A 13,521-nucleotide genomic window follows, 5' to 3' on the forward strand; every position below is an offset into this window, starting at 1 on the left:
AGTTTTCACCCACTGCCAAACGACAACGAACTTACAGCTACTTCAGACTTTGCAGAGAGAAAAATACATATATATGCTGTTGAAAATCATAGCGTTGATATAAGTAAAATATGATTTTGAAATTGTGTGATTTTGATGATAATCTGCACTGTAAGTAGCCTACTATGGTGCAGCAGTACCCCGTACGTGCGTTGCGGGCGTACTGGTAGCGGGCTGCGGATTCGCCGCAGTGCCATACTGCACAATATTCTCAATCATGCCTTTGAAGATGATAAAGTGAAAGGGAACCAACGAGTACCAATACAGCCGCCCCGCGAGGCCATGAGGCCGGAAGGCGGCCAGCTGTTCCAGGGTATGGGTACCATCTTCATTGGGTAAGATGCGGAACTGCAGCCAGGCCTCACCGGGTAATTTCATTTCGGCGTAGAGCAACAGACGGCGGCTGGCGCGGTCCGCTACCAGCACCCGCCAGAAATCCAGCGGGTCGCCGGTGCGCAGGTCGGTGGGGGAGCGGCGGCCCCGGCGCAAACCCACGCCGCCCACCAACTTGTCCAGTAGCCCCCGAATCCGCCAGAGCCAATCCACCTTATACCAGCCCCGGTCCCCGCCAATGCTCCAGATGTTCTGCAGCACCTCCCGGGGCGGTCGGGTAAAGCGCAACGTCTGGCGGTCGGTAAGCAAGCCGTGCTGTGGAATCTGGATGTGGTCCATGTAGTTGCGCGGCATCACGCCGCTGCTCAGTGCGTCGCTCCAACTGCTAACCACCTCGTTTTGCTCAATGCGCTGGAAAGCCAGCTCCACGGCGGCGCGGTAGGGCATGCAGGCGTGCGGCACAGCCTCGGCAATGCTGCGGCGCGGGTCAGCCACAGTATCGTTGCGTAGGCTTTCCACCAGACTCTGGGCCAGGGAAAACGTGGTGCTGGTAACCAGATACAGCCACCATGACGACAGCCGGGGCGTGAGCACCGGTACCGTGATGATGTACCGCTTGAGCCCACGCGCGGCGGCCAGCTTCAGCAGCATTTCACGGTAGGTCAATACATCGGGCCCGCCAATATCAAACGACTGGCCCAGGCAGGCTGGGTTATCGAGCACGTGGGTGAGGTAGTGCATCACGTCGCGAATGCCAATGGGCTGGCACCGGGAGTTCAGCCAGCGCGGCGTAATCATCACGGGCAGCTTCTCCACTAGGTCTCGGATAATCTCAAACGAGGCCGAGCCCGACCCAATGATAATGCTGGCCCGCAGTACCGTGAGCTGGGCAGAGGTGGCTTTGCGTAGCGCTTTTTCCACGGCTTTACGGGAGCGAAGGTGTACACTCAGGGCCCGGTCGTTGGCAATACCCGAGAGGTAAATAATCTGCCGGCAGCCAGTGCGGTTGATGTAGGCCGTGAAATTGCGGGCTGACTGCTGCTCCAGTCGGAAGAAATCCTTATTGTGCCCGCTCATGGAATGCACCAAGTAATACGCGGCGTCAATATCCAAGGGCAAATCAACCAGTGAATCGGGCTTGAGCAGGTCGCCCTCAGCCACCGTGATGCGGCTGCGCAGGCTTTCGGGTAGCTCGAAGCGGCGGGCGTCGCGCACGAGGCAGGTAACGTGGTGGCCGGCCTCCACCAGCAGCGGTAGCAGGCGCTGGCCAATGTAGCCATTGGCCCCGGTGAGCAGAATCTTCATGGCAGCTTCCAGACAGTGTACTTTTGTCTAACTGCTCAGGTAGCAAGGAGGTTGTACTGGCTGCCTTAGGTTACGGTGAGAGGCTGCTAATTTTACCGAATTACTTCAATCCAGCCCCGTAGCTGTTGGTGGGTGACAGGGTTGCGTAGCAAATAGAAATATGTTCCGGCCGGCTGCCCAAGTGCTGCCCAAGAGTTGGTGTAACTCGTTTGCTGATAAACGGGCTGCCCCCATCGGGAGTAAATGGTGATGTCCCACTCCGAGGCCGTAAGCCCCTGCAGTACAAAAAAATCGTTGCGCTGGTCGTTGTTAGGAGTGATGACGTTGGGAATAGTGACCGTAGGGCAGTTTCCGGTGGCAGCGCTGCTGATAATTACCGTGTCGCGGGTGGTGCAGCCGGCTTGGTTGCGTACTTCCAACCAGTACACACCCGGCTGTCGGGCAGTATACTCAGCAGTAGTAGCCCCATCCTGCCACTGATAGGTGCTGCCACTGGGTTGAGGGTTGGCACGCAGCCCTACTGACTGCCAGCCACCGCAGAGCGTGGTGTCGCGGCCGAGCCGGACCACCGGAACATCGGCTGCCAGTACCTCTACCGAGTCGCGGGTGGAGCACCCTTGGGGCAAAGTAAGCTGCAGGCTATACCGGCCCGGAGTGTGCACTACATAAGTGGGCGAGGCGCTACCATCCTGCCAGCGAAAGATAGTGCCTGCCGGTACCGTGCCCGCACTCAGTGTCAGGGCCTGGCCCTGGCACAGCAACTGCTGGCGTGGGCCCAGACTAAAACCAGGCGCATCCGGCACTGTAATGGTGCGTTGGGTTGATTCAAATATCGGTCCCGGGGCTGTGAGCGTCAGCGTAATGGTGTAGGTGCCGCCTTTGGTATAGCGGTGCGTAGCCGTGGGCCCGGTGGCGTTGTTGGCCGCCCCCGAGGCTGGATCATCGAATATCCAGGTAAAAACGCCCCCGGCTGGAGGCACAGCAGAGGTACTAAATTCGACCACGCTGCCGGGGCAACCCGCCGTAACCGGATTGATAAGCAAAGCCGGGGCAAACGCATTGGGAAAGTTGGGTAAACCACCCGTAACACGTCCCGTGCTGAGCGTAAACCCCTGGGCATCCAGCGTGCAGGCCGGGCCGGCCGTGTTGGGCTGCTGAATAACCCCCAGCAGTGGCGTGCCAGCCAATGCCACGTAGATGCGGCCGTCGGGGCCCCGCTGCAGGGCGTAAACCCGATTGCTTGGTATAGGCAGGGTGCTGATGAACAGATTGTTGGTAATGTCTACCTGATGAATCAGACGGTCGTCCCCAATGTATAGTTTGCTATTATCCGCCGAAAATTCCAAGCCATAGGGACTTACTCCCACAGGCGGTAGGTTGCGCGTAGCCACTACCTGTCCAGTAGCTGGGTTAAAATCAAACAGCTCAACACCGCCCGGCCGCATCTGGGCCGAGGCCAGCCGCCGGCTGTTGGGTGAGGCCCGCAGGTAGCCCAGGGCGCTAAGCGGCCCACCCACCAGGCTGTGTACCGAGCCAATAGCCGAGACAACCGGGGTAGTAGAAATGCCTTGGCCGTTAAGTAAATAGGCGTAAAAGAAATTATTATTCCAGCCATGCACCACAATCCAGTAGTCACGGTTGTTGGCGTGGCGGATGGCGGTGAGCTTCTCGGCAACCAGCCCGTTGCCCGGCACCGGCAACGGTCGGGAATTGGTGGCTTGTACGTCGCCCAAGCCTCCGCGCAGGCTCATATCCACAACGGAATAGCGTAGCCCGCCGCTTAGGTTGTTTTCCAGCGCGTCCACCGTAAACAGGTAGTACCACCTGGCCTGCCCCGGGCCCCGCACTAGTAGTACGCCTTGGGTAGTGGAGGAATGGCTACCCGTGAGGCGGCCGTTGGGCATAACGGCTCCGTTTCGGTCCCACACGGTTTCCGTGTTGGCGTAGCATTGCAGCACTCCCTCGGCGTCGGAGATGCTGGCACAACCCTCGTAGGTGACCATTGCCCCCGGCGACATAACCGGGGCCGCACCCGCCGGAAACTGAAGGCCCGACTGCTCCCCGAATTTCCAGTTGTAAGCTTCTGGCTGGGCCGATACCCTAGTCGTTATGCCCAATAAAAGCACGCTGACCAATAGGCCGGCCGCAACGGCGGATAGTAGTTTTCTCACAAATACAGCTAGCTAAATACAGGAAGGGCAGGGCGAGACTTCGCCGGGCGCGCTTCGTGCAAAAGTCGGGCCCGGAGTATTGAGTAGTGATACAAATTCCGGGACGTAAATAAGCACACATGCACCGTGGCGAGCTAGCGCTGTAGCCATCTGTTGATTACTTGCGGGGGCGTTTTTTTCGGCGCACCCGGGCCCGCCGTTCCCGCTCGGCTTTGCGCTCGGCCCGCATGAGGAGCCGCTCGTCCATGCGGCCCATCAATTGGCGGCGTACAAAGTGGGCCAGATCGGAGAGGGGTACCAGGCGGGTAGTACGCAGAAAGCTCAGGATGTCGCGGCGGCGTAGGGTGCTCACGCCGGGCAGGCCCCGGGCCAGCAGGTATTGCTTTATTTCTTCCACCCGCAGCAGGGCCGCCACGGCGGGCCGCTCCACAGTGGCGTTGTAGAGGGCTGGGCGGTGCAGATGCAGGTTTCCCGGCGAGGCTACCAGCACGCCTACCCACTCGGGCACTTGGATAAGCAGCTTGGGCAAGTGCTTTTCAGTGACGACGAACGTGACGAAATCATAGGCCTGGCTGTAGCAGGGCAGCTGCCGGGCCACGCGCTGCAGGGTGTCTGCGTCGCCTTTCAGCTCGTAGCCGTGCATGAACTGCTCCGTAATGTGCACCACATCGGCGCGGGTGGTGCCAGTGGGCAGCTCATCCACGTACACGCCGCCCTGCAGCAGCGGGTACAGTAAGGTTCGAATTTCGGGGTCGTTCATGCACTCAGATAGCCAAAAATGCTGGTGTAAAGTTCAGGAACTCTAAAAACAACACATATTTATGCGCTACTTTGGGTTATGGAAAACTGGATTGATTCGTATTATGCAAATAATCGTAAGCTGGTGCAATATGCATTATACATGTTGGTATGCGTGCTGGTGCTTGGCGTAAATTCAATTGAGAAAAGAACTTTGCTTGATTTTGATTATGATATTTTAGATTGGTTGTTTGGGAGTGGTTTAATGCTTTATGCAATTAATCCATTGGTGGTATTTATATTGGGTTTGTGTGTAAATTATGTCTGTCATTTAGCTGAAAATAGACTGATTTTAGGTTTTATAGGTATTCCGTTCTATTTCATTGTGTTGGGTGTGTTGCTACTGATGAATTATTTGCTAGTAGATAATACGCATCACATGAAAGTCTTTAAAATACACAAGGTGTATATGATAACAGTGGCTAAAACGAAGTCATTACCAGCTGTTTTGATAAATAACCGTGGTTGCAAAAAGAATTTATTAGTATATGATTATAGTTTAGATGAAGTTGCGAAAAAGAAATTTACTGTATTGAAGGTGAAACGAGGGTTTTTGGGTTGGGATGTCATAGAAAGCGTTGCGTTGAAGTAAGGCATAGCATGTATACAACCCGCCAGTCCCGCCGAGACGGACTAGCTGGGCTTTGTGGCTACCTTCGCGGCAGCTTACCTCGTTGCCGCTGAATTTTGCTGCTATGCCGTTTCCCATGACCTCGCGCCGCTGGCTCTGGATATTTGTACTGGTGCTGGGCGCCGCCTTCCTAACGCAGCTGGGCAGTTGGGGCCCGTTGGAAAGCAGCGAGGCCCGCTACTCCGAAATCGGGCGGGAAATGCTCACCGGCCAGGACTGGCTGCATCCGCAGCTGCTGGGCATCTACCACTTCCACAAGCCGCCCCTCACATACTGGCTCACAGCGGCCGGGCTGGGTCTTTTCGGCGAGAATACGCTGGGCGTGCGGGTGCTGCCGGTACTGGCGGTGCTGCTGCAGGTGGTGCTGGTGTATGGGCTGGGGCTGCTGCTGTTCCGGCAGGATCAGGCCCGGGCCCTGGCGGCGGCGGTCATCTACGGCACGCTGCCGGTGATACTCATTTCGGCCCTGAATGTTACGACCGATGCGTACCTGGCCACCCTGGAACTGGCGGCTACCTACGGCATTCTGCGCTATTATCACCAGGGCGGGGCGCGGTGGCTGTACCTGTTCTGGGTGGGGCTGGGGCTGGCCTTCCTGACGAAGGGGCCGGTGGGGTTCATTTTGCCGCTGATGGCGGTTATCGGCCACTACTTCCGGCAGGGCCAGCCGCGCCGGCCGTTCACGGTGCATCATTGGCTGGGCTTTGGGCTGTTTGTGCTGGTAGGCCTGAGCTGGTACCTGTACCTGATGGCCGAAAACCCCGCCTTCGTGCGGTATTTCCTGGTGGAGCACACCGTAGAGCGGTTTGCCAACGCGGCTACCTTCAACCGCAGCAAGCCGTGGTGGTTTTACCTGGTGCTGGCCCCGGCTACCAGTCTGCCCTGGGCCGTGGCGTTGGTGGTGCGGGCCGTGCGCACGCCCTGGAACTCGGTGCCGCGGGAGTGGCGCAACGTGCTTGTTTTCTGGGTGCTGGTGCCGCTGCTGTTCTTCTCCCTGTCCAAATCCAAGCTGCTGCTGTACGTGCTGCCCATTTTCCCGGGCGTAGTGCTGCTCTCAGTGTACTACCTGGGCCGCTGCACCGAGGCCGTGCTGCACCGTTGGTACGTGGGCATGGTGGCATTTTATGGGCTGTTGCTGGGCGCATTGTGCCTGCTGCCCATTTTCGCCACGGTGCTGCCGTTGGGTATTGAGGTGAAGCCGCTCACGGCCATTTGGCCGGCGGCCGGGGTAATTACGCTGGTGCTCACGCTCACGCTCTGGAACCAGGTGCGCATTGCGCCGCGGCTGCTGGTGGCTACCGCGTTGTTTACGGCGTTTCTGCTGCTCTCGGCCAAGCCCATCATGCAGCAGAATGAGCTGGCCTTCAACGGCAGCCGCCCGCTGGCCGAGTTCATCCGGAGTCAGCACCTCACGGGCCGGCCAGTGCTGGTGTACAATGAGTTGCTGCCCTCATTGGCCTTTGAACTGGGCCAGCTGCCGGTTTCTCTGAATGATGGTAATGCCAGCCTGAACCGGGAAACGCAGTTTCAACCCAACGATGCCTGGCGGCGGCAGCTTATTTACCTGCAGGACTCCACGCAGGAGTCCACGCTGGGGGCACTGTTGCTGCAACACCCGGTGCTGCTGGCCAAAGGCGAGCTAAAGCCCGAGCGGCGCTGGATGCTGCGGTATTTCCGGCAGCAGCGGCAGCTGGGTAAGTGGACCATTTGGTGGTAACCAGCCGGGACTGAAAACAGAAAAGCCGCTGCCAGAGGCAGCGGCTTTTTCTCAACGGGGTTGCGGTGCGCAATCTTTATAATATCCACCCTACTCCTGCGTCAACCGCAACGCTTCACTGCGAAAGATGTTCCTTTCCAATTCATCTTTCCAGCGCCGTATGATATTGAAACAAAGATAGGGGAGCCGCCTGCTGCCGTGCCGGAAGTTTTGCCCAACGGGTACTTCTGCCAAGCCAATGCGGCTTTTCAACCGGTGAAGGATACGTGCTGCTTACCGGTACACGGCCGCCGCCTTCTCGCGCAGGTTGTAGCCCGAAGCCATTACCTCCCCGTACGCCCCCGCCGAGCGGATAGCCACCAGGTCGCCGCGCTGGGTTTCGGGTAGCAGCACGCCCTTGGCAAAGGTGTCCGACGACTCGCAGATGGGGCCTACCACGTCGTAGGGCCGGAACTCGCCCTGGCTGCTCAGGTTCTGGATGTGGTGGTGGCTGCCGTACAGCGCGGGTCGGATTAGCTCCGTCATGCCCGCATCCAGAATGGCGAAGCGCACCTGCTGGCTTTCCTTCACATACAGCACCCGGCTCACCAGGGTACCGCACTGCGCCACCACGGCCCGGCCCAGCTCCACGTGTACTTGCTGCCCCGGCCGCCGCTGCAGGTGCTGCTCAAACATGCCGAAGTAGGTTGCAAAATCCGGCACCAAGTGCCCGTCGGGGTCCTGGTAGTTGATGCCCAGGCCGCCGCCCACGTTGAGGTGGGGCAGGTGGTGGCCCCGGCCTTCCAGCCAGGTTTGCAGCTCGTTGAGTTTGCGGCTGAGGTCGGCAAACACCGTCAGGTTGGTGATCTGGGAGCCGATATGGGCGTGCAATCCAATCAGCTCCACGTGCGGCAGGCTGTCGAGGCTGTCGATAACGCCACCCAGATCCTGCAGGCTGATACCGAACTTATTGGCTTCCAGGCCGGTGGTGATGTAGGCGTGGGTATGGGCATCCACGTTGGGGTTGATGCGCAACGCCACCCGGGCCGTGCGGCCCTGGGCCCCAGCCAGCTCGTTCAGCACCCGCAGCTCTGGTACTGATTCAGCATTGAAGCAGAAAATATCGGCGGCCAGGGCCCGGTTAATCTCCGCATCCGACTTGCCCACGCCGGCAAACACCACGTGGTCGGCGGCAAACCCGGCTTCGAGGGCTCGTTGTACTTCGCCCCCGCTCACGCAGTCGGCCCCCAGCCCGGCGGCCTGAATGCGCTGCAAAATGGGCAGATTGGAGTTGGCCTTGAGGGCGTAATGCACCTGAAAGTTGCCGGGCCGGGCCGCTGCCGTCAGGGCCGCCAGCGTCTGGTCCAGCAGCTGCAGGTCGTAGTAGTAAAAAGGTGTCGGCTGCTGGGCAAGCTCGGCCGGAAGTTGAAAAGACATGAATTGGAAAGCGGTTGGCTGCTAATGGGTTGAACGAAAGTTAATAGCCAACAGCTATTGGTTATTAGCTGAAGTAAACAGGCCTTCGTTCAGGGCCTGGAGGGCGCGGGTTTTGTCGTCGGTGCTCACCAGAATGCTGATGTTGTTGGGCGAGCCGCCGTAGCTGATCATGCGCACCGGAATGTCCTTGAGAGCGGCAAAGGCGCGGTTGGCGGCCCCGTGCGAATCCTGCTCCAGGTTACCCACCAAGCAGATAATGCTCTGGTTTTCATCCACGGCTACTGAGCCGAAGCGGCCTAGCTCCGCCAGAATCTGCGGGAGGCGGGTGGCGTCGTCGATGGTCAGGGACACGGCTACCTCGGAGGTGGTAATCATGTCGATGGAGGTGCGGTACCGCTCGAAAATCTCAAACAGGCTGCGCAGGAAGCCGTGGGCCAGCAGCATGCGGCTGGATTTCACGTTGATGGCCGTAATACCATCCTTGGCGGCCACGGCCTTGATGGCCTCGGCTCCGGTGCGGCTGGAAATGATGGTGCCGGGTGCTTCGGGCTGCATGGTGTTGAGCAGGCGCACCGGAATGCCGTGCTTGGCCGCCGGCAGAATAGAGCTGGGGTGCAGAATCTTCGCCCCGAAATAGGCCAGCTCCGCCGCCTCATCGAACGATAATTCCCGGATAGGGTAAGTACCCTTTACCACCCGCGGGTCGTTGTTGTGCAGCCCGTCAATATCGGTCCAGATCTGAATTTCCTCAGCCCGCACGGCGGCTCCAATCAGCGAGGCGGAGTAATCGGAACCCCCGCGCTTGAGGTTGTCAATAGAGCCCTGGGCGCTCCGGCAGATGTAACCCTGGGTGATGAATAGCTGTTGGGCGGCGTGTGGGGCCAGCGTGGCGGCCAGGTGCTCCTGAATGTAGTCCGCGTCGGGTTCTTCGTCCACGTCGAGGCGCATAAAATCGAGGGCGGGTAGCAGCACGGCCGGGCGGCCCAGCACCTGGGTTACGTAGCGGTGCACCAGCAGGGTGCTCAGCAGCTCGCCCTGGGCCAGAATCACTCGTTCTCCGTCGCCGGACAGGGGGGCCGCCGTTAGGCCCTGCAGGGTGTCAAAGTTCTGGTTGAGGTCCTGGATAGCCTGCTCGGCTACGGCTGGCTCGGGCAGTAGCTCGCGGGCTACTTCGTGGTAGCGTTGGCGCAGGGCCTCGATGCGGGCCGTGGCGGTGGCCGCGTCGTCGGCGTACAGCAGCTGGCTGATTTCCACCAGCGCATTGGTAGTGCCGCTCATGGCCGACAGCACCACGATGCGCCGCTGCAGGTGGGGGGCGTGAATAAGCTCGGCTACTTCGCGCATCCGTTGCGCCGACCCGACGGACGTACCGCCAAACTTGAGAACTTTCATAGTGCTGGAAACCGAATCGGAGAGTCGGGAAATGCGCCCGCTAGGTTGCGGGCAACGTGAAACATCAGGTCAAAAAAGAAGCGCCGACCCTTGGCAGGACCGGCGCTTGGAAGTTCAGTGGTAGAGGTACGACGAACGGTTGCGACGGTCAGGTCGGGTTGCGTTTCTTCGATTTCTTGCTCATCAGCAGGCCCAGGGTCAGGCCAGCCCGTTTGCCACCCTTCGGCATGTGGCACACCATCTCCGCACCGGCCCAAGCCAGTGAAGCAGAAGAAGCATACGAAACAGCCGAAACGAGCATAGCAGATGAGAGCAATGGCGGAAAAGAAAATATTCCGCCGTTTTGCGGCCGCAAGTACGGATGCAGAAAACAATATTCCAAGCGCAGCTACTTTGGTAAGTCCAATTTTCGTGCTTGGAGTTATTCAGTAGAGGTGGACTTTATGCCCGGCAAGTTAGCCCGCCAGTTGCTTTTTCACCCAGGCGGGCAACGTACCAGCCGCATCCATTTTCAGCAGTTCATCCAGCTGTTTGTTCTTTTTGAAGCCACCCGCTTGATAGGCACGCAGCATTGTGCGGACGCCCTCCGTGTTCAGGGCGGTTGCATCTTTTACCTCGGGGTGCTGCAGCTGGTAGCGGGCCCAGCCGCCCATAAACAGAATCAGTAGCTCCGATTCCCGGCCCGCCAGGTCGGCCACGTACTTCTGCAGTTGCACCGATACCGAGGAGCTGCCGCTGATCCACTGAAACAAAAACTGGTCGGCTTGCTTGCGGACTTCGGGTTGCTGACCAAATGGGGTTTTCTCCAACCAGTTCACCGTGGCAATAACCTGGGGCTCATACTCGGCGTAGTCGTCGGGCGTTTGGAAGGTGTAGTTGGTAGGTGGCTGGTAGCTGGTTTGGGCCTGGGTAACGGAGGCTGTTGCGAGGAGGAGTAGGACAATGAATAGAAGAAGTTTTTTCATGAAAGTCAACGGGATAGAGTAGTATGAAGGCTTTGCTAAACCTATCGAAAAAAGTAGCTCGTTGTTAGCCAAGGCGTGCACAAAAAAGCCCGGGACAACGCTATGGTTGCCCCGGGCTGCTCAGCAGAACTCGCCGCCGCTTACGATACCGTAGTGGCCGACTGCCCTTGGGCGAAGCCGCGGGCCAGATTGGTGAATTCCGAGGGGATGAGCACCACGGTAGTCGTGTTGTTGTCGATACCGATTTCGGAGAGCATCTGCATGCGGCGCAGCTCCAGGGCCATGGGGCTTTCCTCCATCTGGCGGGCCCCCTGGGTGAGCTTTTTGGAGGCTTCCAGCTCGGCTTCGGCCTTGATGATGCGGGCCCGTTTCTCGCGGATAGCCTCGGCCTCCCGGGCCATGGCGCGCTGCATGGATTCCGGAATTTCCACGTCCTTGATTTCCACCATCTCAATCTTCACCCCCCAGGTTTCGGTAGCGGCATCTACCAGTTGCTGCAGGGTGGCGTTGATTTGCTGGCGCTCCTTCAGCACCTCATCCAGCTGGTGCTGACCGATGATGTTGCGCAGGGCCGTGACGGAGAGCTGGTACACGGCCTGGTTGAAGTTGGCCACTTTGATGATGGCGTCCTCGGGATTTACCACCCGAAACCAGAGCACGGCGTTTACCTTAATGGTTACCGAGTCCTTGGTAATGGTTTCCTGCTGCTCCAGATCCACGGTCTTGGTGCGGATGTCCACGGTTGTGCGGCGCTCAATGAACGGGATAATCCAGTACAGCCCCGGCCCGCGCCGCCCGGCGTAGCGCCCCAGCCGAAACACAAGGGCCCGCTCATACTCCTGCGCCACGCACAGGCCCATAAAGAGCAAAATCAATCCAAGCCCCAGCAAAACATACAGCGTCGTCATGATAACAGTGGCCTCCGGCCGCAACAAGTGAAACAGTTGCCGCTACCGTTACACAGGCCATGCCAACTGACATAATTGCTTTATATTCCGGACAAGAATTACCTGTAGAGGCTGTTTTCAGCTGTACTGGAAAAACAAGGTACGTGTACGCCCATCCTGTACCCTACCATTTCGGTAGGGTAAGCATGTTATTTCGAAATGGTACATACGGCAGGAGTTGCGGGGCGTCGCGAGGAGCGCATACTTCCTCCCATGTCAGCTCACCTGGCAGATACCGCTGATACAGCCGTTGCACGCGCGGTGTAGGAACTACTTCAGGCTATTTGGCCAACTGCTTTTGCAGGAAAAGCCCGCGGCAGATACTCAGATAATCAGCAATGTCAGGTATAGAGGTGGAAGGCTAAACTGTGTTTATTCTACTTTCAGGCGTAGTGCTTTGGCTCCCACGCGCACCACGTACACGCCGGTAGCGCGGCTGGCCGGCAACTGCAGTACCGCTGTGCCGGCGGCATTCGTTTGAGTTATCAGCACCACGCGGCCCACGGCATCCAGCATCGTTACTGCTTCTCCAGCCTGTGCGCCCGTGAGGGTAGTAGCCCCGGTGGTTGGGTTTGGAAACAGGGCTAGAGTGAGCAGCCCAACGGCCACCGTTTGTACTTGCGAGTAACTGGTCGTTCCATCCTGGTCTACCTGACGCAGGCGGTAATACACCACAGTTGCTCCGTAGCGAGTCAGGGAAGGGTCCAGCAACTGGTACTCGTGCGGTTGGTAGCTGGTGCCTTGGCCGGCCACCTGCCCAATGCGGCGAAATGTGCGGCCGTCGGTGCTGGCTTCCACTTCAAACCGGTTGTTGTTAATCTCCAAGGCCGTTGCCCAGCGCAACAGCGCCCCGCCGCCCTGGCGCTCGGCCGTGAAGCGTACCAGCGTAACGGGCAGCGGAGAACTGGTGGTGCTGACGGTGAAGTAGCTGGCCGGTGCTATATCGGGCACGGTGCCCGTTGCCGTGCGTGAACCGGCGGCATTCTGGCTGGAGCTGATGCGCAACCAGTCGGCGCCGGCCACTGGGGCTGTGGTGCGGGCCCACACCTGAGCCTGACTGAAATCAGTCAGGCCATTGTCATTATCGGGCAGCCAACTCAGTTGCACGTTACCAGCCACGGACACTGAGGTGTTCCAGATCCGGTCGATGCCCCGATTAGTGCCGCTGGCGTTGGTGCCGTAGCTAACCTGGGCAGAATTAAGGCCCGCTCGGCGCGTCACACTCAGGTTGCTCAGTGTCACAGTCGGCGTCAGGGTCAAGCCGTTGGCGAAGGCCGTGGCCGCTCCAGCGGGCACAGAGCTGCGCACGGCTACCAACGGGCCCCGCACGTAGCGCCCGGCTTGCTCACCAGTAAGAGTTGCCCCGTTCAGCAAGCGCAATGCAGAAGCGGGATTGACAGTTAGCATACCGCTGGTCAGGGTCAGATTGCCTGTTACCTCGGTGGTACTATTGGCGGGCACGTTCACGCCGCCGTTGGTATTATTAATAGTAAGGTTGGCCAGCTGTCCACCCTGCAGATGGAGCTGCTGCGGGGCCGTCCCGTTGAGCATAACGGTGCTGGTGGTGCCGGGCGTGAGGGTGGCCCCGGCGGCGTTTACGAGGTTGCCGCCCACGTACAGCTGGTTGCTGCCGCTGCTCATATCCAAGGTGCCGGCCGCGTTGGTGAGCGAGCCATTCACGGACAGCACTGCTCCGCCGGTGAGGGTAAGCGTAGTGCCGGTGTTAGTCAGGTCCTGGGCCAGTGCCGGCACAGTAGGCAATGCCAGCAGCAGCACAGCGGGTAGAGGTAACTTCATATAGGGAGGA

Annotated in this window: 11 protein-coding genes; 2 read left to right on the top strand and 9 right to left on the bottom strand. The window is 59.0% G+C overall.

Going from position 1 to position 13,521, the window contains the following annotated elements; genetic code table 11:
- Positions 1 to 162 precede the first annotated feature (162 nt).
- From LF252_RS03555 to LF252_RS03565, 3 genes are all read right to left on the bottom strand, one after another.
- Positions 163 to 1,677, bottom strand: coding sequence for an SDR family oxidoreductase (locus LF252_RS03555; RefSeq protein WP_226267632.1), 1,515 nt, complete (start codon positions 1,675 to 1,677; stop codon positions 163 to 165).
- A gap of 92 nt (positions 1,678 to 1,769) precedes the next feature.
- A complete protein-coding gene (locus LF252_RS03560) occupies positions 1,770 to 3,848 on the bottom strand; it encodes a T9SS type B sorting domain-containing protein (RefSeq protein ID WP_226267634.1) in 2,079 nt (692 codons plus the stop codon).
- Positions 3,849 to 4,005: 157 nt separating this feature from the next.
- A complete protein-coding gene (locus LF252_RS03565; RefSeq protein WP_226267636.1) occupies positions 4,006 to 4,608 on the bottom strand; it encodes a sce7726 family protein in 603 nt (200 codons plus the stop codon).
- Between the two features lie 78 nt (positions 4,609 to 4,686).
- On the opposite strand from LF252_RS03565, the gene LF252_RS03570 reads away from it, so the two are divergent.
- On the top strand, positions 4,687 to 5,238 hold the full coding sequence (locus tag LF252_RS03570; RefSeq protein WP_226267638.1) for a hypothetical protein: 552 nt from the start codon (positions 4,687 to 4,689) through the stop codon (positions 5,236 to 5,238).
- A 103-nt stretch (positions 5,239 to 5,341) separates the two neighbouring features.
- On the top strand, positions 5,342 to 6,994 hold the full coding sequence (locus LF252_RS03575) for an ArnT family glycosyltransferase (RefSeq protein ID WP_226267640.1): 1,653 nt from the start codon (positions 5,342 to 5,344) through the stop codon (positions 6,992 to 6,994).
- Between the two features lie 273 nt (positions 6,995 to 7,267).
- On the opposite strand, the gene lysA is transcribed toward LF252_RS03575, so the two are convergent.
- The 6 genes from lysA to LF252_RS03605 all read right to left on the bottom strand — a co-directional run bounded on the left by lysA (position 7,268) and on the right by LF252_RS03605 (position 13,511).
- Positions 7,268 to 8,410, bottom strand: a complete 1,143-nt coding sequence (gene lysA / locus LF252_RS03580) for a diaminopimelate decarboxylase (protein ID WP_226267642.1) — start codon at positions 8,408 to 8,410, stop codon at positions 7,268 to 7,270.
- 54 nt (positions 8,411 to 8,464) lie between these two features.
- Positions 8,465 to 9,802: an aspartate kinase gene (locus tag LF252_RS03585; protein WP_226267644.1), complete on the bottom strand. Its 1,338-nt coding sequence runs from the start codon at positions 9,800 to 9,802 to the stop codon at positions 8,465 to 8,467.
- Positions 9,803 to 9,950: 148 nt separating this feature from the next.
- Positions 9,951 to 10,103, bottom strand: coding sequence for a hypothetical protein (locus LF252_RS03590; protein WP_226267646.1), 153 nt, complete (start codon positions 10,101 to 10,103; stop codon positions 9,951 to 9,953).
- A gap of 154 nt (positions 10,104 to 10,257) precedes the next feature.
- Positions 10,258 to 10,767, bottom strand: a complete 510-nt coding sequence (locus LF252_RS03595) for a hypothetical protein (RefSeq protein ID WP_226267648.1) — start codon at positions 10,765 to 10,767, stop codon at positions 10,258 to 10,260.
- A 140-nt stretch (positions 10,768 to 10,907) separates the two neighbouring features.
- A complete protein-coding gene (locus tag LF252_RS03600; RefSeq protein WP_226267650.1) occupies positions 10,908 to 11,675 on the bottom strand; it encodes a slipin family protein in 768 nt (255 codons plus the stop codon).
- A 411-nt stretch (positions 11,676 to 12,086) separates the two neighbouring features.
- Positions 12,087 to 13,511 (bottom strand): T9SS type A sorting domain-containing protein, encoded by a 1,425-nt coding sequence (locus tag LF252_RS03605; RefSeq protein ID WP_226267652.1) that lies wholly within the window; start codon positions 13,509 to 13,511, stop codon positions 12,087 to 12,089.
- Positions 13,512 to 13,521: the final 10 nt, after the last annotated feature.

The sequence above is a fragment of the Hymenobacter pini genome, assembly GCF_020421205.1.
Taxonomy (GTDB): domain Bacteria; phylum Bacteroidota; class Bacteroidia; order Cytophagales; family Hymenobacteraceae; genus Hymenobacter; species Hymenobacter pini.

Coding starts and splice junctions, on each gene's coding strand:
- LF252_RS03585 (WP_226267644.1), bottom strand. CDS start 9,802: ATGAAAGTTCTCAAGTTTGGCGGTACGTCCGTCGGGTCGGCGCAACGG.
- LF252_RS03595 (WP_226267648.1), bottom strand. CDS start 10,767: ATGAAAAAACTTCTTCTATTCATTGTCCTACTCCTCCTCGCAACAGCC.
- LF252_RS03555 (WP_226267632.1), bottom strand. CDS start 1,677: ATGAAGATTCTGCTCACCGGGGCCAATGGCTACATTGGCCAGCGCCTG.
- LF252_RS03590 (WP_226267646.1), bottom strand. CDS start 10,103: ATGCTCGTTTCGGCTGTTTCGTATGCTTCTTCTGCTTCACTGGCTTGG.
- LF252_RS03600 (WP_226267650.1), bottom strand. CDS start 11,675: ATGACGACGCTGTATGTTTTGCTGGGGCTTGGATTGATTTTGCTCTTT.
- LF252_RS03570 (WP_226267638.1), top strand. CDS start 4,687: ATGGAAAACTGGATTGATTCGTATTATGCAAATAATCGTAAGCTGGTG.
- lysA (WP_226267642.1), bottom strand. CDS start 8,410: ATGTCTTTTCAACTTCCGGCCGAGCTTGCCCAGCAGCCGACACCTTTT.
- LF252_RS03605 (WP_226267652.1), bottom strand. CDS start 13,511: ATGAAGTTACCTCTACCCGCTGTGCTGCTGCTGGCATTGCCTACTGTG.
- LF252_RS03565 (WP_226267636.1), bottom strand. CDS start 4,608: ATGAACGACCCCGAAATTCGAACCTTACTGTACCCGCTGCTGCAGGGC.
- LF252_RS03575 (WP_226267640.1), top strand. CDS start 5,342: ATGCCGTTTCCCATGACCTCGCGCCGCTGGCTCTGGATATTTGTACTG.